The sequence below is a fragment of the Paenibacillus sp. 1781tsa1 genome (assembly GCF_024159265.1).
In the GTDB taxonomy this organism is placed as follows: domain Bacteria; phylum Bacillota; class Bacilli; order Paenibacillales; family Paenibacillaceae; genus Paenibacillus.
Window position 1 is genome coordinate 5,821,722 of record NZ_JAMYWY010000001.1, and the last position, 21,408, is coordinate 5,843,129.

12 protein-coding genes and 3 pseudogenes are annotated in these 21,408 nt (G+C 44.5%); all 15 read right to left on the minus strand.

All coding sequences use genetic code 11. The features are described from left to right. Positions 1–76: 76 nt before the first annotated feature. Positions 77–1,888: pseudogene (locus tag NKT06_RS26180) on the minus strand (DUF5704 domain-containing protein); the annotation flags it as partial. Between the two features lie 45 nt (positions 1,889–1,933). Further along, positions 1,934–2,795 (minus strand): annotated as a pseudogene (locus NKT06_RS32020) (DUF5704 domain-containing protein); the annotation flags it as partial. 88 nt (positions 2,796–2,883) lie between these two features. Continuing rightward, a complete protein-coding gene (locus NKT06_RS26190; RefSeq protein WP_253440749.1) occupies positions 2,884–3,588 on the minus strand; it encodes a hypothetical protein in 705 nt (234 codons plus the stop codon). Then, entirely contained in the window at positions 3,585–4,838 is a 1,254-nt protein-coding gene (locus tag NKT06_RS26195) for an S-layer homology domain-containing protein (protein WP_483311599.1), read from the minus strand. Before NKT06_RS26195 ends, NKT06_RS26190 begins: the two co-directional genes overlap by 4 nt. Before the next feature lie 533 nt (positions 4,839–5,371). Further along, positions 5,372–6,488 (minus strand): annotated as a pseudogene (locus NKT06_RS32025) (IS3 family transposase). 196 nt (positions 6,489–6,684) lie between these two features. Continuing rightward, complete coding sequence (locus tag NKT06_RS26210; protein ID WP_253440755.1) at positions 6,685–7,212, minus strand: hypothetical protein; 528 nt, start codon at positions 7,210–7,212, stop codon at positions 6,685–6,687. A 2-nt stretch (positions 7,213–7,214) separates the two neighbouring features. After that, the gene (locus tag NKT06_RS26215) at positions 7,215–11,822 is read right to left on the minus strand and encodes an RHS repeat-associated core domain-containing protein (protein ID WP_253440757.1); all 4,608 of its coding nucleotides are present in this window, start codon (positions 11,820–11,822) and stop codon (positions 7,215–7,217) included. Continuing rightward, positions 11,776–12,138 (minus strand): WXG100 family type VII secretion target, encoded by a 363-nt coding sequence (locus NKT06_RS26220; protein ID WP_253440759.1) that lies wholly within the window; start codon positions 12,136–12,138, stop codon positions 11,776–11,778. Before NKT06_RS26220 ends, NKT06_RS26215 begins: the two co-directional genes overlap by 47 nt. A gap of 183 nt (positions 12,139–12,321) precedes the next feature. Continuing rightward, the gene (locus NKT06_RS26225; RefSeq protein ID WP_253440761.1) at positions 12,322–15,657 is read right to left on the minus strand and encodes a DUF5704 domain-containing protein; all 3,336 of its coding nucleotides are present in this window, start codon (positions 15,655–15,657) and stop codon (positions 12,322–12,324) included. 12 nt (positions 15,658–15,669) lie between these two features. After that, positions 15,670–16,617 carry a copper amine oxidase N-terminal domain-containing protein gene (locus NKT06_RS26230; protein ID WP_253440763.1) on the minus strand — a complete coding sequence of 316 codons (948 nt, stop codon included), beginning with the start codon at positions 16,615–16,617 and terminating at the stop codon, positions 15,670–15,672. Positions 16,618–16,873: 256 nt separating this feature from the next. Next, positions 16,874–17,458 (minus strand): hypothetical protein, encoded by a 585-nt coding sequence (locus NKT06_RS26235; protein ID WP_253440765.1) that lies wholly within the window; start codon positions 17,456–17,458, stop codon positions 16,874–16,876. A gap of 15 nt (positions 17,459–17,473) precedes the next feature. Beyond that, positions 17,474–18,739, minus strand: coding sequence for an S-layer homology domain-containing protein (locus NKT06_RS26240; protein ID WP_253440767.1), 1,266 nt, complete (start codon positions 18,737–18,739; stop codon positions 17,474–17,476). Between the two features lie 684 nt (positions 18,740–19,423). After that, positions 19,424–19,942 carry a SecY-interacting protein Syd gene (locus tag NKT06_RS26245; RefSeq protein ID WP_253442814.1) on the minus strand — a complete coding sequence of 173 codons (519 nt, stop codon included), beginning with the start codon at positions 19,940–19,942 and terminating at the stop codon, positions 19,424–19,426. 402 nt (positions 19,943–20,344) lie between these two features. Next, on the minus strand, positions 20,345–20,728 hold the full coding sequence (locus NKT06_RS26250) for a hypothetical protein (RefSeq protein WP_253440769.1): 384 nt from the start codon (positions 20,726–20,728) through the stop codon (positions 20,345–20,347). Positions 20,729–20,743: 15 nt separating this feature from the next. Then, positions 20,744–20,962 (minus strand): hypothetical protein, encoded by a 219-nt coding sequence (locus NKT06_RS26255; RefSeq protein WP_253440772.1) that lies wholly within the window; start codon positions 20,960–20,962, stop codon positions 20,744–20,746. Between the last annotated feature and the right edge of the window lie 446 nt (positions 20,963–21,408).

Sequence of the window (21,408 nt, forward strand, 5' to 3'; positions counted from 1 at the left end):
AATAGATAGAAGAAACACTCTGGTAAAAGGATTTCTTCTATCAGGATCTAATCAATAAAACTAACTTGTGTGTTCTTTAATGCGGTACCTGCGCACTGAAATCATCACGGCTAGAGCGATCGGCATGGTAAAAGACCACGTCTCCGTCCCGCAACGTAAAGCTGTTTCCGTAGCTATCCTCTACCTGACGCTGAAATCCTTCCATCAACCATTGGTTCATCAGCGGAGCATGGATATATTGCAGATGTGGTGCCGCCAGATTTCCTTCACGGATCGATTCGAAGTTGAAGTTCACCACGATATACCCATCCTTCAAGAAGATTGGCGATTTAGCATCCAATCCGCCATGCGTACGCCCATACTCCGCCAAGTTTGTTCCCGCTTGCACCACATAGGGCTCGGCAGGTAGACTGTATTCCCCGTACCACTGTTGAATGGCTGCATTCGCACGCAGGACATCTGCGCTGGCGGTGGTGGGAATATTCGTTTTCGGACCGATAAATGTTCGCAGTTGTTCTGGCATCAAGAGTAGGCTGTATCCACCTACCGGAGTTTTCATTTTCGTGAACTTGTCTCGGTAATACTCCTGATACGCTCGTTCACTCATCATTCCCGGATGGATTTCACCATATCGGTTGTATTTGTACGTCGCTGTATCTCGTAGTTGTTCGGAAGGAACTTGACGTAGCCGATCATTTAAAATCACGAACCGCTTCACTTGATCTTCTGTCGAACCGATGCGAATAAAGTTCCGCTGATTGGTGGAGTAATACAGATCCACGGGCATACGCGTACGGCCATCCTTACTCACAAAATCAAAGGTTGGGGTGAGACGAATGCCGTCTCGTGGACCAAACATGTTGCCTTTCGTTTTAAAATCAAACTTGAAGTGGTATCCCGTCTTCACCGCCACATTCTGATACCCTTGCAGGGGGTGACTGCCCGGGCGAATCGGGACGGTAAACTGGGGTTTGTTCCCCCGCTTGTCCCCATCGATATCCTGCGTGCCGCTCCAGTAACTGATCCAGGTCGGCGCCAAGCTATTTTTGAAACGGCGGAAGACCAGCTCCCAGTTATAATCGGCAATATCGGTAATCTCAAAGTCGTATAGTCGCCCAATGACCTCCACAGATACTTCGTCCGAAGCGGCGTGGTAGTACAGGTCTGTGTTGGCATCGGGCTGGGCATCAATCTCCGGCTCGGTACTAAAATGCGACGGAGCATTTTCAGCGATATTCCGGAATTGCACCTGGTAGTCTCCCTCATCTACCCACACGGGTAGATAGAAGGTGGTATCCAGTACCGGGACCTGAACATCAATCCATGTATTCCTTGGATAGAACTGCGTTCGGTCGGCACTGTACACATCAAATGGAAACCGGACTTGTTTAACCCGATAATATTTAGCGTAATCTCGATCGCCATATCCCGGGTAGGACCCTGCATCCAGATGTTGTCCGCTGGTCGGGATGCGAACCGTGAATGGTCGCTCCAAAATGAGCGCCGACCGGTTCATGTTCGGCACCGTTTTCTGGTTATGGGGCTGATCATCCGAGACAAGCGAGTAGTTCACCACTGGTGTATGGACGGTGACGGTGTTGATCGGATCGACTGGAAAGGTTTTTCCTCCGCTGCCTCCCAAGGTGGTTGGATGGAGGGCATACTGAATCTCCCCTGTGGAGTCCGTATCCGCTTTATTCAAGAGTGTCTGGGGAATCAACAGCTGATCTTCATACAGCACCTGCTCCCCGGTATTTTTATACGAGCCGATCTTCGTTGGTGCCGGGATTTGCGTCGGATCCGGTCCATTTTCAACCACCGTGCTGCCATCCATGACGTTTGTCGTTGAACCCTCCCAGGTAAAGTCCAATGCATCATTTTTCACATCGGGTGGCCCCGTCTGACCCTCCGCTATACCTTTTAATAATCCCTCATCATTCGGTACGGGTAAGGGTGTATACCCAGAGCTCGCCAACACCTCGGGAACGTAGCTGATCTCACCCGTTTCCTGCGGCATGACATGAATCTCCACATCTTCGTCATGTTCCATCTCTAGCTCCGGCGGTGTATATCCCTGAGGCCAGAGTGTAATTCGACTTCCATCCGGGAACAGCATAGTTTTCCATTTTAGCCTGTTCGATCGAATACAGTTCAACGTTATTAATTTTCCAGTAGCTATAGTTTCGGTCAAAGCTGAACCTGTACGTCACATCAACTGTATCCGAATCCTCGGTATCGGGTTGCGGGATAGACGTGCCATTCGGTCCCGGCAGGTCAGGCTGCTTCACTTTCCAGGTCCGGGCATACGTAAGGTCCGCGGTACAATCATAGGTAATCGTGCCTTGCTGTTTGCCAAAGGTATGCTGGAACAGATAATTCATCGCCCACGTATTGGCATACAGGTGCTCCGACGTCGGAATCCCGCGCGTGGCATCAAAATGAATGCCGTTCGTTGGATCATCCGCCAGAATATGCCCTTGGGCACCAGGTTCCATAAACGCAGTTTCGGGTGCAGCTACCTCATTCGGTGGATTAATGGTATATGTACAGCCTGCGACTCCCCCTGGTGGGGCTGTCCCATCACCCACCGTGACTTTTAAGTAAGCTATAAGATCGTATTTATATGAATCGTCGCTTTTCCAACGAACAGAAATTGTAGCGGTTCCCGGGCTTACGCCTTTAATCTTTCCACTTGGGTTCACTTCAACGATACCTTCCTGATCTGATTTCCATTCCACACCCGAACGAGTGGAGATATCTACCCAGTTGCCAAATTGCTTAGCTCCATGACTCATCGTAGCCACTTCACCTTTGAGATTGGCTTCTTCATCTTTTTTTAATCGCTGAGTACCTGTAAGTCGAATTTTTTTCTGCTCCGTCCACTTACTTCGCCATGTTATATTTAAAAGGCGTTAAATATAAGGTACTGTACTTGATTTTTCCACTGGGATTTTTCCCATAATCTTTTGTGTATTCCTGCACGTATAAATCCGAATCTTTTTTTCCTGTATCCGAAGTTAAGGTTACCACTGTTTTTGTAGGATCCAGTTCGAGTTTGGTAATAAGAGATTTTTTGCCTTGGAATTCCGTTGTCTCGACTTTTGCAATATGTGGAGCAGGGATGACAACATTCGAGGGCACTTGAACTTCAGTTTGATCAAAATATTTCTCCGGTACATACACCGGATTATCTGCCATCTGAATTCGATCTCGAACTGCTGTTTTCACAGGCGCATACTTGTTTCCGTCCTCAACATAGTTCGCTGGAATATTTCCAAAAGACGTTTCTGCAATCCACTTGAGACTATCAATCTGGTACCAATACACCCCTGGATTAGCTGTTTTGACCCCTTCAAAGATTCTAACCACTTTTTGATAACCCGTTGGTCCCTCAGGAAGGGCTACAGGTGCAGCAAAGTCTTCTAAATCTTTCTGATCCTCGGGGTCAGGACTCACAACAATTTTTTTTAAGTTCTGGGCTTCGTCATCACTTGCTGCAATTCCAATGTTTTCTATTGGAATGAGTAATAGGCTACTAAACAATAAGAAAAGTACACATTGTTTTAATCCTCTAATTACATTTTTCATGGAATTCTAAAGAACATGCCGGTGTCTTTATCAACTACAAATGTTACCCTAGATTGGCTGGAAGTACCTGCTGACCTTATTAAAAGAAAATTCATCCAAAACGTACGAGGCACTCCTTCTTTAAAAAATCCCGAATCAACGTACTCCTCTACCGGCAAATTGCTAATTCCATATTTTTCAGTAGTTCCACTGCTGAAATTGCTAATTGTTCTAAAAATACCTCCCACGGCTTGAACAAACGCCAGATTCCTTAAATTGTTTCCGCTCGGAGTCACCGTTACTTCCATGAATGCTTCATAATACTGCTCATCTATAGGATTTGAATAGTTTTTATCAATAAATAATTTTCCATATAGATTTCGGATCGTAGTCTTGGTTTGAGCATCAGCCACAATCATCCGATGGGCAGTTATAGTTCCTAGATTATTGCGTAGATTTACTTTTTTTCCAATTACACGATCAAAACTTTCTGCGGTCCCATCCTCTCTTGTGAAATACTCGTACGGTGTAGCTGTAGTCAAATTGCTTCCCGTCAGACCTACCTCACGCATTTCATTCAAATCTCTGTAAGAATCGGCCTTACTTTCTTGCACTTGATCGTAACGGGATAAGATCACAGCCGCCTCTGCTCGTGTCGTTGTTTTTCCTGGACCAAACGTTCCATCGGGGTACCCACTCATCAATCCGGTTCCCAATACCACCGACACGTAAGGATAGGCTGCTTTCTTCAACCCGCCCTTGTAATATTCTGCCACAGGCACTAGTGTATTCTCTGTATCCTTCAGCGCTTGCTTGTAATCTTCATCCTGAGCCGCAAGTCCTGAGCTGAGCCACTTCGCCATTTCCTCTCGTGTCAATGCCGTGCCTGGCTTAAACCCATTCGGATAATCGGAAGACTTCAGAAAACCAAAGGATACCGCGCGATTCACTTCTACCTCACTCCAATGCCCCGTCAAATCCTTAAACACATTAGCTTGCTCCGTTTCCGTCGCCCCTTTAGCCACTCGGGCTAGCAATGCTGCAAATTCTGCGCGCGTCACTGTTGCTCCGGGCTTAAACGTGCCATCACTATATCCTTTGAAGTAGCCTTTTTCTACAGCTGCATCGATGGATGCTTTTGCCCAATGGGTCGTAGGGACATCTTTGAATGAGACAACGGCTGCTTGACTGGTGTTTCCGGTGAAAGGGAATATTCCAATTACCAATGCACCGCTTAATATGAGTTGTGTTACTTTTTTCAAATCGTTCACGCTCCATTTTTATTGTTTTCTGTGGAACCTTTATGCCTATGTATCTTTTTTCTTGAATCTACTATTTTGCTATTATCAAATATATAGGACTTACTTAAATAAAATAGTTTACTAAGGAATATATCCCATTCAATTACCATGAATATTTTACCATAACGCGATGCCTATTCATAGGTATTAAGACTTATTATCGCTTGTATAAATCCCCTTGAATCTCATATAATGTTTCCTACCTTAATTAAATCACCAAATCTTTACGTATTGTACTTGCTACTCTCTCCCTCATCTTTTCTCACAACATAGGCTCATCCCAATAATGAAAATACCTTTGAATGGCTTTTAAACACCATTCAAAGGTTTCTTAGTTTTGATTCTATACTTTAATTTTAATGTTTTATATTTATAGAACTTTACCTTTGCGGCTGTGACTGCCTAAGACTTTTATTTATTGTTGAGAGACAAAGATGAACCCTCCTCCATAATAATAGGGACTGCACCCCTTTTATGATATAGAGATCAAACACCTTGCAAGTTTAAGCAGCCAGTCTTCGGAATTTTATCGGAGACTGGTTATTTTCGCTTGAATCTGATAGTAAGTGATGTAATCTTAAACGCTCTGTTCAACGATGGCTGTCGTTGTGCACCTAAGATCTTCGAGGTAGAACGTTTCAGACTTTATTGTGAAATGAAACGACTCAATGGGGGCATTATCAGCGGGCTTTACGGGACATGCTCATGGTAATGCCTTTTCCCTTTATTACAGTTTGGTAAACTTGAGAAGTATACACGCTACCCTGGTCGCTGTGGAGCAGCATATTTGTCCGCTCTGGAAGTTGCTCTAGCGTATCCAAAACCAAGGATGTGTCCTGCTTGTCCGCTATACTGTAAGTGACAATCTCTCCGTTGTACAGATCCAAAATGCTTGAACGGTATAACATTTTATTACCGAAAGGCAAATAAGTAATGTCGGTCACCTGTTTTTGCAAAGGAGTTTCTACATGAAATTTGCACTGTAGTAGATGTTCCGTAAGTTTTGCAGGTTGCCCCGTGTTCTTTCATTTTTTCATTCTCACTCGACATTGTAAAACCTCGTACTGCATAATTCGCTGTATTCGTTTATGATTTATGAGACTTTCAATCCGAAGCAAGGCAGTGTTTTTCGAATCCATACCGGAACTAGAGTGCTGAGTACAAAGCTGAACTACTTTCACGACCATCGGATCTGGACACTTGCTCTCCCAAGCTGTCTTCAGGTCGCTCGAGCAATTCCAAGCCATGCACAAGCCTCAGACATCGTCACTTCTTTTCGAATGGACTCGACCCAAGCGATAACGACTTTTGCTTCCACCTCTTTTCGAGTTTATTGTACTTTTTCAGCAGATCCAATTGCTGTTTCGACAATCGGTTTTCTGCTTTGACTTTTTCGAGTTCTGTCTTGTGTTCTGTACCTCTTCCGTAGCTATATTGCTTACCAACCGGTTGATCTAAGGGATGTAATTCTCCTTTTCGATACAATATCATCCACGTTTTTAATTGTGACTTATTTCGTATTTCGAGCTCATCCATAACCTCTTTCACGAGTACCTCTTCCAATCTCATTTCTATGGCTTTCATCTTTAATTCCACGGGATAACTCACTCTTGTTGTCATTACAAAAACACCTCCAAGATGATCTCCTTATCTTACGACAAGGTTTCATTCTCTTAGTGGTGTTTTGACTTGTCTCACGTTATGGGGTCAGTCCAAAGCTCTAAGCGCATATTGTGGTATTTTTTTATTTTCGTAATATAGCCTAATTTATAACTGATGATAAGATAATAAAAACAAACACATACTATAAAATCAACTAATTTATTATTTTCGATACTTTTGTACCGTCAAACCTATCACCCCATCCTCTATTTTCTTTAATAGAGTAAATCAAAAATGACTGAATATCTGGTAAAGGGAAATTACTGTGGTTCATAAAATTGATAATCTTCTGCAATGAATTCAAACTATTTTCACCATATCCTTCAATTACAGAATAAGCATGGCTAATACCTAATTCATAAATATCTCTAATTGAAGTATTTATCGATCTATCAATATATTGATATAATTTAAATAAATATAGAAATTCATCTTTACTCAATCGCTCAAACTCATGTTCTTCATAAGTTTGAAACTCCAGCAAATTTTCAGGAATTAATTCAACTACAACTTCATTCCAATCATCTAAATATTGAGTACTAGTAAATTCCCATAAATAGTTCAATACAAGATTCCAATCATTAACATCATATTTGAGAGTTAAAATTATGTTTTCAAAACAGCTTATCCCATATGCTACCCTACCTCTCAACGATATATATTTAAATTGCTCCATATCCATGTCTACTTCTCTCCTTTAGTCCAACCCGTTATAGCATCAGCAACCGTCCCCTTGAAAGTGCTTGTACAATTTTCACAAGCCAATTTTGTTTTTCCAAAAGATGAACGTGTTGTTTCGATCGTAACTAAATATAAGTCATTTAATTTCGCATTCTGATTCAATGCTTGATTAATTGCATCTACTTCTGAACAATTTCCTATCTTATAACCATTGAGAGAATTTTTAGGCAATATCCCATCTTGATTTTTGTTTCCAAATAACACTGTATTTTTCACATCTCCACTTAGATCCACTCCTTTGTTCATACCATAATAGTAATTACCTGTTTTTGCATCGTAAGCTAGAGTGGCCGTATTAAAAAGATCCCTTTTTCTATTTGACGGCGCTATTGATTTCTGCATATTAGACCACTCACTAACAGAACTTAGTAACTCTTCATCGGATGGTATCCGTGGTACATCACCTTTACTCGCACCCTCAGACTTTGTTTCCCACTTACTCAACCCTAACGGATCGATGTAACTTACGGGATTCCCGTTGACATACGCATACCGGTTAAACGTCTGCCCATCCTGAATCTCTCCGCGAATTACATCCCGGTTCAGGAACCGTTTCAGCTTCGGATCATAGTACCGTGCTCGCATGTAATACAGTCCATTGGCATCGGTCATGACCCCATCTCGACCATTATACGCAAACGGTTGCTGGGTTAATCCTTCATGTTGCTCCAGTTCGCCATATAATCCATACGTATAGCGGTCCGTCACCCGGTTCTGCTCATCCGTCAGCAACGTCGTACTACCGCGCAGATCGTAGTGGTAGCTCAGATACGTGCCATCTGCATCTTCACATCCGATGAGCCCCAGACCATAGATGTAACGGGATTTCACATTCCCTTCCCCGTCCATCTCCATCAGCACCCGGCTCAGTTCAGGTGCATCGTCGATGACATAGCGGGTCACTTGCCCTCGCTGCGCAAGTTCAATCCGGTCTCCCTGCGGGTTGTACCGATATTTCAGTTTCCCTGCCTTCACCAGACGGTTACGGGCATCGTATTCGTAGGCCGAAGCCGTGCTACCATCCGTTGCATACAGCAGATTCCCGTTGGCATCGATCTCGACGGGATAGTCCCCTACCCGCTGAAGCCGGTTATCCCAGGTGTAGTGCAGATGCTGGATTGGTAGTGTATTCGTGTATTCCGTTTCAGATGTCCCTACCTGTTCGCTTGTCAGGTTCCCCGATGGGTCATACGTGTAGTGTACAACACGGCCTGGCTCGGCGCCACTGCGTAGGCGTTTCAAGGTATCGTACGTGTACTGTTTGTTTTCTTCCTTCAGCAGCAAGCCGCTTGGGCTGTATTCGTACTTGAATTGCTGTAAACGAATGCCTTGTCCGCTCGTATCCGTCAGGCGAGTCAGTTGGCCTGCGACATCGTATTCCCGCTGCTCCTGGCTGCCGTTCGGGCGCCGGGTGTCGATGAGCTTCCCGCTTGCATCATAGCGGTACCGGGTCAGGCGGCCGTTCCAGTCCTTCACTTCAGCCAGTTCACCCGTGGCTTGGTAACGATATTCTACTACTTTGCCATCCGGATAGGTCAGCGCCGTCATCCGGCCTGCAGCATCATACGCATATTGCAGCAGATGACCAAACCCATCGGTTCGGGTGAGCAATCGGCCTGCCGCATCGTAGGTTCGTTCCTCATGCTGCTCGGCTTCCAGCACACGGGTCACCTGTCCATCCGGCGTGTAGGTCAGTACGATTTCGCCTGCTTCATCCGTGGCACGGATCAGGCGGCCCGCGGCATCATACGTGTACCGGGTTTCTTGTCCCTTGGCATCCAGCTTAGCACTTAGCCAGCCACGATTATCATAGCTGTACGCCGTCCGTGCGCCTGCCGCATTTGTTTCCTGCAGCAAGCGACCACTGCGGTCATACGTTAGACGGGTCTCGTTTCCACTGGCATCAGTGTAGCTCGTATTCCGATCTTCCCCATCCCATGTCTGGCGATAGGTCACTTCATCTGCGCCTTCGCCTTGAATGACTTCGGTCAGACGGTGCGCGGCATCGTAGCGATAATGGCGGGTATGCCCATCCGCGTCGGTATCTTCGACGCGTTGATGGAGAGCATTGAACCGCAGCCGCGTCATGTGGCCGAGTCCATCCTGCCATGCCACGGGACGACCAGCCGCATCATAGGTCAGCTGCTGGACCGTCCGGCCTTCGCCATCGATGACGGAGACAAAGCGCCCTGCACCATCATAGTGATACCGTGTGATGTGTCCTAACGCATCGGTCACGATCTGCAATCGACCTGAAGTGTCATAAGAAAGTTGAGTCGTTTCGCCGAGCGCATTCGTTTCAGCAATCAGGCGGTTTTCGGCATCATAAGTATACTGCCGGGTATTACCGAGCGCATCGGTGATGGTCGCCACTTCCCCGTTAGGCGTATACGTATACTGCATGGAGGCTCCAGACGGACGGGTCTCCCGTATGCGCTGCCCACTGGCATCATACACGGTCTGCCACATGAGGCCTAGCGGGTCGGTGATAGATGTCAGGCGATCTGCGCCATCGTAGCTCCGGCGACTCACACTTCCTGCGGCATCCTTCAGTTCGACCAGTCGGCCTGCTTCATCCCAGCCCACCTGTAAACGTCGGCCTTCCGGATCCAGCGTATGCTGCAGCTCGCCGGTCTCGCTATAGGCATAGGTCCAGATAGCTCCTGTAAAGTCCTGGTACGTAGCCGTTTGTCCCATTTCAGTGTAGGCCCACTTGGCTGTACTGCCATCTGGACGGGTCACTTCGGTCAGTCGTTGTTGTTCATCGTATTGGTAGCGGGTTACGCCACCTTCGGCATCCGTTTCACGCGTGACTTGGTGGTGTGAGGTATAGTGATATTCCGTTTCATGACCCAGCGGATCAATTTCACGGATCAGATGCCCTTCTTCATCGTAGACATACGTCGTCGTTTCGCCCAGTGGGTTGGTGACACTGGCCATCTGTCCTTGTGGCGTGTAGGTATAACGAGTTATACCGCCATCTTCGGCATGCACTTCGAGGAGCTGTAAGGCATCATCATGCACGAGGGTGCGTGTCTGACCCAGCCGATTGGTCACGGTAGTCCACGTCTGACCCGGATGACTCTCGGTATCATATGCCATCCGCCCTGCTGCACCGGATGGGTCGGTTTGCGCAATGATTCGGTTTTTCTCATCGTAGGTATTAGTAAACTGAACAACGCCGGCTTCGCTCAGCGACATCAGACGCCCTTCGCCGTCATGGGTCATTTCCGTGATCGTACCGTCCGGTTCGGTTAGACGCACCAGAAATCCTGTGCTATCATAGCCAAATGTCGCTTCACGCAAGGCATCCCTGACCACGGCAAGGTTTCCTTCCGCGGTGTAGTCCAGTGTCAGTGCACGTCCAGTGACCCGGTCCTGCAACTGCTGGAGTTTTCCTTCTTCATCATAGACCAGATCGAGTGACAGTCCATCCTTGTTCGTGTGACGAAGCAGTACGCCGTTGAGATCGAATTGGTACGTTTCGCGCGGACTACGAGCTGTATAGAGCCAACCTTGCTCGGTGTAGGTCAGCTCGTCATGGTTCACATCCAGGTCATCACTGCGATAAAAGCCGTCCCCTTGGTGCGTAAATCGGTTCTTGCGTCCCGGCGTCCAGCAGACATCCACGATGGGTTGGAATGCATCACTAGCTTCGGTTTCGGTCTGGTAATCCTTCGGAGTGATGTCCAACCGCAGACCATATTGATGTGTCCAAGCCGGGCCTAGCTCTCCCCGTTGCAACAGTCCCGAATGGTAGATTAGGGTGAAATGCCAGTCGGCTGCTCCGTGCAGCGTCAGCAGACGGTGATTCATAAACTGATGACCGGTCGCTGCGTGAATCGGGTCCTCCACTTTACTTTCTGCATGTGATTTCTGAGGATTCTGCGTTTCGGTGGTTCGCCCCGTAGATGGTTGATGCGGCGAAGAATCAACATTCTTCGACTTGGGCGCCCCTGGTGCCTCTGCTCCTTTCGGAGCGTTACCTCCGGGTGTCTTCTTTATCATCGAAGCGGCCGCTGCAGAGCCCGTTCCTGCTGCAGCAGCTGCTTTCTCAGCATCGGTGAGTCCCGTATCATGGCGTGTAGATCCGGCATCGCTTGGCGCATCGTCTGCTTTGCCCGCGGGTTTGTTACTGGTCATTGGCGCGTCACCTGTATCCCTAGAGCCTACGGGGGCTTCACCTGCCTTGGTCGATTTCGGCGTCGCTCCGGCAATATCCTCCCCGGCTTCTCGGGTCGAGTTCCCGGGCACGCCCGCCTTGTTCGGGCTGGTCGGGATCGCATCGATCGCTTCATCGGCGTTGCGACCGACGGTTTTTGCTGCATCTGCAGCGTCGTCCGCATGCTTCACCGCTTTCCCGGTCAGATCCATGGCTTCATCCGCATATTTAAAGAGAGAAGCCGCCTTATTGGCTCCTTTCCCCAGCGGCCCCAGCACGGCAAGACCTCGTTCGTACCATGCGAGCTTCTCTCCCGTAAGCAGATCCCGACCCGTGATGGCCTCAATAATCCCTTTCACATTGCCAACGACAGGCAAGAAATCCAGCACCGTTCCCCAATGCAAAGGTGAGGAAGCTAGCCAGCTTCCCCCAGTTGAATTTTTTACCCTCCCGATCCGCTTGTTCATACTCTTCTCGTTTGCGTCGGGTCAACTCCGACAACAGTTCCAGCTTGCTTTGCAAGCCGTCCAGTTCCCGCATCAGGTGGGTGAACGTACTTTGTACCCCACCTTGGCTGAGGGTTTTATAGCTTAGGCTATTCATGGACCGATTCAGGTCCGCGCGCAGATCCCCCATCTCATCCGCGGCTCCGTTCAGACTTTTTGAGGTCCGCTTCAGGTCAGATAGGCTGACTTCCAATTTCATGGCTGTTCCTCTTTTCTATGTACAATGGATATACTTTTTCAATAGATACTTCTCATGATTTGCACCGCTTATTGTTCTAAAAAATGCGGTATACCGTAAGGCATACCGCAAATGAGTCTACAACGTTCTCTTTAAAATACGACCTAGACTATATCCTGCTATTTCTCATTTCTACATCTGAAACTAATGCGGTACCTGCGCACTGAAATCATCGCGGCTAGAGCGATCGGCATGGTAGAAGACTACGTCTCCGTCCCGCAACGTAAAGCTGTTTCCATAGCTATCCTCTACCTCACGCTGGAATCCTTCTAGCAACCATTGATTCATCAGCGGGGCATGAATATATTGCAGATGCGGTGCCGCCAGATTTCCCTCTCGAATGGACTCGAAGTTGAAGTTCACCACGATATACCCATCCTTCAAGAAGATTGGCGATTTAGCATCCAATCCGCCATGCGTACGTCCATACTCAGCCAAGTTTGTTCCCGCTTGCACCACATACGGCTCGGCGGGCAGACTGTATTCCCCATACCATTGTTGAATGGCTGCATTCGCACGCAGGACATCTGCACTGGCGGTCGTTGGAATATTCGTTTTCGGACCGATAAACGTTCGCAATTGCTCTGGCATAAGCAGTAGGCTGTATCCGCCTACCGGAGTTTTCATTTTCGTGAATTTGTCTCGATAGTACTCTTGATATGCTCGTTCACTCATCATCCCCGGATGGATTTCACCATATCGGTTGTATTTGTACGTCGCTGTATCTCGCAGTTGTTCGGACGGAACTTGACGTAGCCGATCATTCAAAATCACGAACCGCTTCACTTGATCTTCTGTCGAACCGATACGAATAAAGTTACGCTGGTTGGTGGAGTAATACAGATCCACAGGCACTCTGGTTTTTCCATCCTTACTTACAAAATCAAAGGTTGGCGTGAGACGAATGCCGTCTCGTGGGCCGAACATGTTGCCTTTTGTTTTAAAGTCAAACTTGAAGTGATATCCCGTTTTCACCGCCACATTCTGATACCCTTGCAGCGGGTGACTGCCCGGACGAATCGGGACGGTAAACTGGGGTTTGTTCCCCCGCTTGTCTCCGTCGATACCCTGCGTGCCGGTCCAGTAAGTGATCCAGGTCGGCGCAAGACTATTTTTGAAACGGCGGAAGACCAGCTCCCAGTTATAGTCGGCGATATCGGTAATCTCAAAGTCATATAGTCTCCCAATGACCTCCACAGATACTTCGTCCGAAGCGGCGTGGTAGTACAGGTTTGTGTTGGCATCGGGCTGGGCGTCGATCTCCGGCTCGGTACTGAAATGCGACGGGGCATTTTCAGCAATATTCCTGAATTCCACCTGGTAGTCTCCTTCATCTACCCACACGGGCAGATAGAAGGTCGTATCCAGTACCGGTACTTGGATATCGATCCACGTATTTCGCGGATAAAATTGCGTTCGGTCAGCACTGTACACGTCAAATGGAAACCGGACTTGTTTGATCCGATAATATTTAGCGTAATCCCGATCGCCATACCCTGGGTAGGACCCCGCATCCAGATGTTGTCCGCTGGTCGGGATGCGAACCGTGAATGGTCGCTCCAAAATGAGCGCAGACCGGTTCATGTTCGGCACCGTTTTCTGGTTATGTGGCTGATCATCCGAGACAAGCGAATAGTTCACCACTGGTGTATGGACGGTGACGGTGTTGATACCATAGATGTCGAACTCTTGGTCATCGCCTCCATTCACACTGTTATCCATTAAGGTATAACGAATGGTACCCTCGCTGATGGTATCTTGTTTGTTCGCCTTACTGATTGGAATATAGTTATAGGGACTATATAATACATTCTCATCAATCTGCACGGGATCTGGAATTTCGCCGGGCTGTGGGCCGGATTCAGGGGACCGCTGCGGATCCATAACCGTCCCTCCATTAAAGTAAAAGGCATCGTTCTCTACCTCTACATCAGGGACTGCCTCCTCAGCCACACTCTGTAGATCTTCATCGGGCGGGGTGGGTCGATCCTTTCCTCCCGTTTTTGTGCCAGGCGGAGCTGTGACTTTGACTGGATTGGGTGGCGGATAATAATACCCCGTCGTTTCCGCCTGAAAATCCGGTGGGACATAACCTTCGGGTTGCAACGTGATTTGTCCAGATCCAAAAGCATAATTGATTAGCGTCGCCTCATCGATGCTGTATACACTTAACGTATCAATCGTCCAATAAGCGTATGGACGTTCAACAGTATATTGCTTGGTAACCGTTTCTTCCGCTTCCTGTGGATCTGGAACTTCCCTCTCATTACCCTCCGCATCTTTCTCAGTCTTCTTCGGATCCCACTTCAGGGTCCATATTTTCTCAACATCAAACTGATATGTACATGTACCCGTCATTTGTACAAAGGTATGCTCATACAGATAATCCCGACTAAATACGTTGCCATATATACTTTCGGAGGTAGGGATACCCTTAAGAACATCAAAAGGTTCACTGCCCCTTTGGTCTGCCCTGATCATAGCTGTAACGACTGGATCCATAATTTTTCCTTCCAACGTTCGTCCTGGAACGGGCTCAGTACAAGCATTATCAGGTATCGCTGGGCCATCTCCCCTTAACTTGTAATAGAAGTATACATAATAGTAGGGATACTTTCCATTATAGGTAAACTTGCCTGGATCCCCCTGAGAACGACTCCCACCACTTGGGGCAGCAACGGTGCTTTTCTTATAACCTTCGTAAGTGTATTTGTCTCCAGGTGCTGTATGGGTATAACTATATTCCTTATCTTTCTCTAGCTTCTCTTCCTTATCTCTAAACCCGTCAACGCCATCCAAGCTCTGTCCGGTTGTCGTCCAGTGTTTGACAATCGCCTTACCTTCTTCAGGTTCAAGCTCAATCGTGAACAGAGTCGGGAAGAAGTATTGCCAACCTTCTACGTTCGGGCCGAATACCTTTTCATTCTTTTCCTCTTCTGCCCTCCTATCAACGGCCCGTTTTCTAGGAGTAAGTACACCATCCTTAACTAAGACGTCTTTTCTTCCTATATTTGTACCTATTCCAACAGGAGGTGACTCTTTGTATGAGTACGTAACATTAGAAGTAGCGTCCCAATAGTAATTCTTGTCTTTATCTTTCAATTCTCCCGACCTAGATTTTTTAAATGTGTCATCGGCAAGTGTCCAATTGAAATCAAAAGGTTTTACTTTAATATCTTTGATCTTTCGATTGGAACCAAATTTAAATTCGTAAGTGCCCCCATCCACCGTGGGAACTTTAGAATTGGGATGATGACCATCTCCGGTCCATTGCCCTGAAGTGTTACTCCAGACCTCGTAATACACCATACCTACAAAATAGTAAATATTCGATTTAGCTGGGTCAGGATCTTGCAATAAACGACTTGAGCTAATTGAAAAAACGGCTGCTTCTGCTTGTCCTGGATGAAATGTAAATATGACAAGTACAGAAGAAAGAACAAGTATCAAACTGAGTAAAGAGTTAATCATTTTTTTCATATCCATTGATCCTTATTTGAACGGATTGAAAATCGCTACTGCGTAATTATCCAAACTTCCATCTTCAAGCAAAATGTAATCAGCTTGGTTGATCCTATAATCTTTCCATCCTTCATAATTCTGAATATATTTGCCGTTCTGAAATTTATCCAGTCTGCTGATTACAGGAAAATAATTCATTCCTGTTTTATCACCATTGTCTTTAAAAAGCGTATCAACTACACCACGACCTCTTACAAAACTATTTTCAACTAAAAAACTAATCGGGTTTCCTCGACGACTGCTTCGAATTTGAATCATATCATCACCTTGAACCTTAACCATGTCAATGCTGTACACCACTTGACTATCACCTAATTGAATTGGGAGGTCATCTTCCTTAATGATTTTAACACCTGAATAGGTTTCGCCCTTTAAGTTTTTAAAATAAATATCACTCTTTGTATACGCCTTGAGATCACTCAGTTTCGTCAACTTAAACTCCTTGTCATCCGTGCTCCGGAAGTCTTTGTTTCCGATCCACACCCAGCGACCAATCTTGTCCCATTCTACTTTTTGACCAAGTCCTTCACTAACTAGACGCAATGGAACAAATGTCCTATTCTGTTTCAAGATGATTTGAGTGCCATAGTCTTTCTGTTTTCCGTCTACTAGAGCTGCGGTCTGTCCGATCGTCATATCCACCTTATGGTCCTTACTTTGGATACCAACTTGTGACACTTTTCCGTTCTTGGTATAGGTCACTTTTGCTCCTAATGCCTCTGAAACGAAACGAATTGGAACCATCACACTACCTTGACGATCCTGGAACGGCTTTGCATCCGGGAATTTCATCTTTTTCGTATGGAGTAACACTTCTACTGTTGACTTTTCACTGGCTGCTACAGCTGATTCTGTTCCTGAACCCATTATACTTAAAGACAAAACTCCTGCTAATAAAGTTAACGCCATTTTTTTCATTTTCAAAAACTCCTCATCTTTTAGTATGTATATGATTCCTTATTTACTTTGTAAAGGTCTTACAGTTTCTAAACACCAATCAAATTTGCTAATCGAAAGAATATTTCACCACTTTTCACCTAAAAAAATAGGCATAATGAACTAATTTATCAATTGATTTTATCTAAATACATTTTTGGAAAAAATGTTTATAATTAGAAAATAGCAAATTGAATAGATGCACCTATAAAACATTAATTTCGAAATCTTAAATCCATTAAAATAAAACAGGGGATTTCATAACTTTCATTCTAATGAATGAATTTATCCATAAATTCTGCCCCGTAAGCTCTAAATCACTAATATAAGAGGTGCGACCTTGTAGATCCGTTGTAGTAACTTTTGATATACGCGCTTCAGTAACCATATTTATATTTTCAACTGGAGTACCCTCAAAATAACTATATTCACGAGCCATATAATGTGAGTCATACAAATCTATTTTATCCCTGACAACTCCTAATGTTGGCCAAGGTGCTTCAGGAGGACCAACGCTGTTAACAATCTCATCTCCTCGAGATGATCTAGCAACCCACTTTCCATCATCCCTTTGGACCCAATATACACCCGGATTAGCTGTCCGTACCCCATCAACTTTTCTTACAACTTTTTGATAACCCGTTGGACCAACTGGAGATGCAACAGAAGCAGTAAGTGGTTCCCTATCCTCTGGATTAGAACTCACAGCAATAACTTTAGTAGAATTACCCGGAGCAGAAAAAACCAACATCATCTGATAGTTACTACAAACAACAAATACAGATAATATTACTATACATTTTCGCAGACCTCTAAATTTCATATGTACATCCTCTAATCAATTTGGTATATAAAATGACGTAAGGGAGTTACCGACCCTTATAGATGAACCGTTTAAAGTAACATCCTCCGAACGATATCGATTGATAGATTGGGCCATCCAATATCGCTTAGAAACCCCTTTTTTGAAAAAGCCAGATTTCACATAATCTACCCTTGGTAAGTTTATTATTCCATATTTTTTTATAGCTCCACTTGTAAAATTACTTGCTGCACCACTAGTTAAGCGATATCCAGTCGAGTTAGCTAAGGCAAGATTGCTAAGATTATTTCCATTAGGAGTAACTGTTACTTCCATAAAAACCATGTAGCGATCTTCATCAATGAATCTGTCAAAATCTTTATCGATAAACATTTTTCCATACATATTCTTCACAGTGGAAGCAGTGGGGGCGTCGGCTATGATCATTCGATGGACTATCATTTCTCCAAGATTGTTACGAAGTGAAAAAGGTTTCTCCGTTATCAAGTCAAAACTATTCAAATAGTTTGCGTTCTCATATTTACTGTAAACAAATGGCGTCGCAGAAGTCAGATTCGTTCCTGTCAGACCTACCTCCCGCATTTCATTCAGATCTCTATATGAAGTTGCCTTACTTTCCTGCACCTGTTCGTAACGTGATAAAATAACTGCAGCCTCTGCCCGTGTGGTTGTTTTCCCCGGACCAAACGTACCGTCTGGGTACCCTCCCATCAATCCAGTTCCCAATACTACCGAAACATAGGGATAGGCTGCTTTCTTCAACCCACCCCTGTAATATTCTGCCACAGGCACTAGTGTATTCTCTGTATCCTTCAGCGCTTGCTTGTAATCTTCATCCTGAGCCGCAAGTCCTGAGGTGAGCCACTTCGCCATTTCCTCTCGTGTCAATGCCGTGCCTGGCTTAAACCCATTCGGATAATCGGAAGACTTCAGAAAACCAAAGGATACCGCGCGATTCACTTCTACCTCACTCCAATGCCCCGTCAAATCCTTAAACACATTAGCTTGCTCCGTTTCCGTCGCCCCTTTAGCCACTCGGGCTAGCAATGCTGCAAATTCTGCGCGCGTCACTGTTGCTCCGGGCTTAAACGTGCCATCACTATATCCTTTGAAGTAGCCTTTTTCTACAGCTGCATCGATGGATGCTTTTGCCCAATGGGTCGTAGGGACATCTTTGAATGAGACAACGGCTGCTTGACTGGTGTTTCCGGTGAAAGGGAATATTCCAATTACCAATGCACCGCTTAATATGAGTTGTGTTACTTTTTTCAAATCTTTCACGCTCCAATTTTTATTTTTTCTCTCTTGATCTCTTCATACCTTATGTACATTTTTTAAGTCTGCTGTTTGATTCCGTTTATATCCGTTTTTATTTAAGACCTTCGGTAGTTTCAAAATGTTATCCTATGCCTAGGACATCTATAACCTAAGATCCAATCAAAAATGCCATTTATATGAATATTTTACCACTATGTACTCAAAAAATATAGGTCTATTGAATCAAATAAATCATTACTAACCCTAAGTAGGTTCTAATAAACGCTAAAATTAAAACATAATTTTCATTTAAGTTTTCAAATCTTACTTCGGTCATACAATAGATGGGTCTCATCTCCACTAGCACCGATTTAGCTCGCACTCCCGTACTCCCTATCCCATATCTAGCGATAGGTCACTTCATCTGCCCCTTCGTCTTGGCCTACTCGTAGTCAGGTTTCCGATAGACTGTACTTCTACTTGAACTTCTATAAACGAATTCCCAGTAAGCTCGTATCCGTCAGGTTAAATAATTGGCTACCTCGTCATACTCCAGCTGTTCCTGACTGATTCAGATGTTGGAATGTGGTATTATTTGAAAATCAGATGACAAAAAAACAGATTAATCATAGTGGGATTTAACTATGATCAACCTGCAAGATGTAACGAGATAACTTCATTAAGAGCGAACAATGATAATTTGAATATTTATTTTTGTAATTGTAGAGTTACAATTAATTGCTCAATGCCCTCTGAAATTACTTCAAATGATTTTCGTTCGAAATCCTCAAGTTTGACTAACCCATTCTGATTATCAACCACAACAATAAGCCCGTTACCCTCTATCCCTATAGGAATGTGCTCGAGTTTGTTATCGTGGTTGTGCTTGTATCCCACAAGTAAGTTGAAGTAAGATTCTATATCTGTTGTTTGCTGTACAGACTCTAGTTTTATATAATGGTCAGTAATAAAACCATCTAAATCTGCAAACCAATACGAATTGAAATACTCAATGACAGATACATGCATTCTAATGCCTAATTTTTCTTCTAGTGAGCTAAAATCATAAATTTCTTTTTTTTCGACAGGTCCCCAAGAGATATAATCATCCTCGTCAACTTTTCCAGAATAAATAAGAGAATCTACGTCTTCATCAAATGGTGTTTTAAATAAAAAATCTAATCCTCCTTCAGCGAGGGACTTCCTTAATAAAAAATACTGATTCATCGCTTCTTTTATGGACACATCTATCACCCTTTACTTATTTAAGAATCTTTCTAGCATTTCAGCATATTTGCTATCACCACCTCAAGCTAAAGCGGTTTCCTCTCCCTCACTATCCCTGTAGGGTAATCTACAGTTGCCAATAAATTTGAAAACGAAGATAACAAAAAACAGGTCAATCTGGTAGTATCGGACCATAATCGACCTGTTTTTTATAACGTTATAGCGTTAATTAGGTTATACTTTTCAAGCATTTACGTGCGTACAAAGGAAATCAAGAAATTCTTGTAGTGGTACTCATGGGTTAAGTATATTATTGGTTGAATGATGGGTTAATTCGGCTCCGAGAAGCCCCACAAAAAAACAAACCTTAAAAGGCCTTACAGCTAATAAAATTTTATCGTATCAGCTAATAAAATCAACACTTAATCTATCCACCCGAAGTTGTACGTATTGATTATGAAGATAACCATAATCGAAAAGAAATTCTTTATCAATCTCAAATAATATACCTGCATCTATAGTACCTCTATCAATATTCAAAATCCCCCTAATAAAATGCGAAAAGCTATCTTCTATCTGTTCGATACCTTTTTCGTCAGAATCAGTCATTGAAATCACGAAGTCATCCAGAATAGCCAGTTCAATTTCAATGAGATACTGCTCCCCCTTATTTATCTCAAAAGGACAGTTATTGATAAAAGCTACGATTCTTTGTCCGTTTATTTCGAGAAGAGCTTCTTCTTCGATTAACGGACTTAATTCAATTAATTTTGCTGTGTATTGCATGAATAGGCTACCTCCTTATTTCATAGGGTTGATTGTCTTATCGTGTTTATTATTATTTAGTAATTTCCATAAGTCCTCTCCACGTTTCAAATGATACGTTGTAACATTACCATTTGCATTTGTTCCTACAAACTCAAATTTAGCTTCTCCCTTACTAGAGTTACCCATAAACTTCACATAACCTGTTCGGGTTTCACCTTTGTATTGATATTCTACCTTTGTGCCACTATTCATAACATCCCTAGCACCCTGCATGTATTCATCTGCATTTTAATAAGCACCGCGGAATTCATTATTTTTAACAGCATGTTTTTCGTAATGAGAATCCAGTAATTCCTTAGAAGCGAGATTCTTGTTGGCAAAGTCACCCGTTTCCTCAGACTTCGCTTCCCACTTACTCAACCCCAGAGGATCAATATAGCTTACCGGATTCCCGTTCACATACGCATACCGGTTAAACGTCTGACCATCCTGAATGTCGTTATATTACCTACCGCTGTGGGATGTTTAATGGTTGCGTTGAAAAACTCCATTCAAACGAACATAACAAAAATAGGTCAATCAGGATGGTAATTGACCATGATCGACCTATTCACTGCAGCACAACAATGTTATTAGGTTTAAAATATTAAAGCATTCATGTGTGTACAATAGTATAGACAGAGATCTTAATACGTATA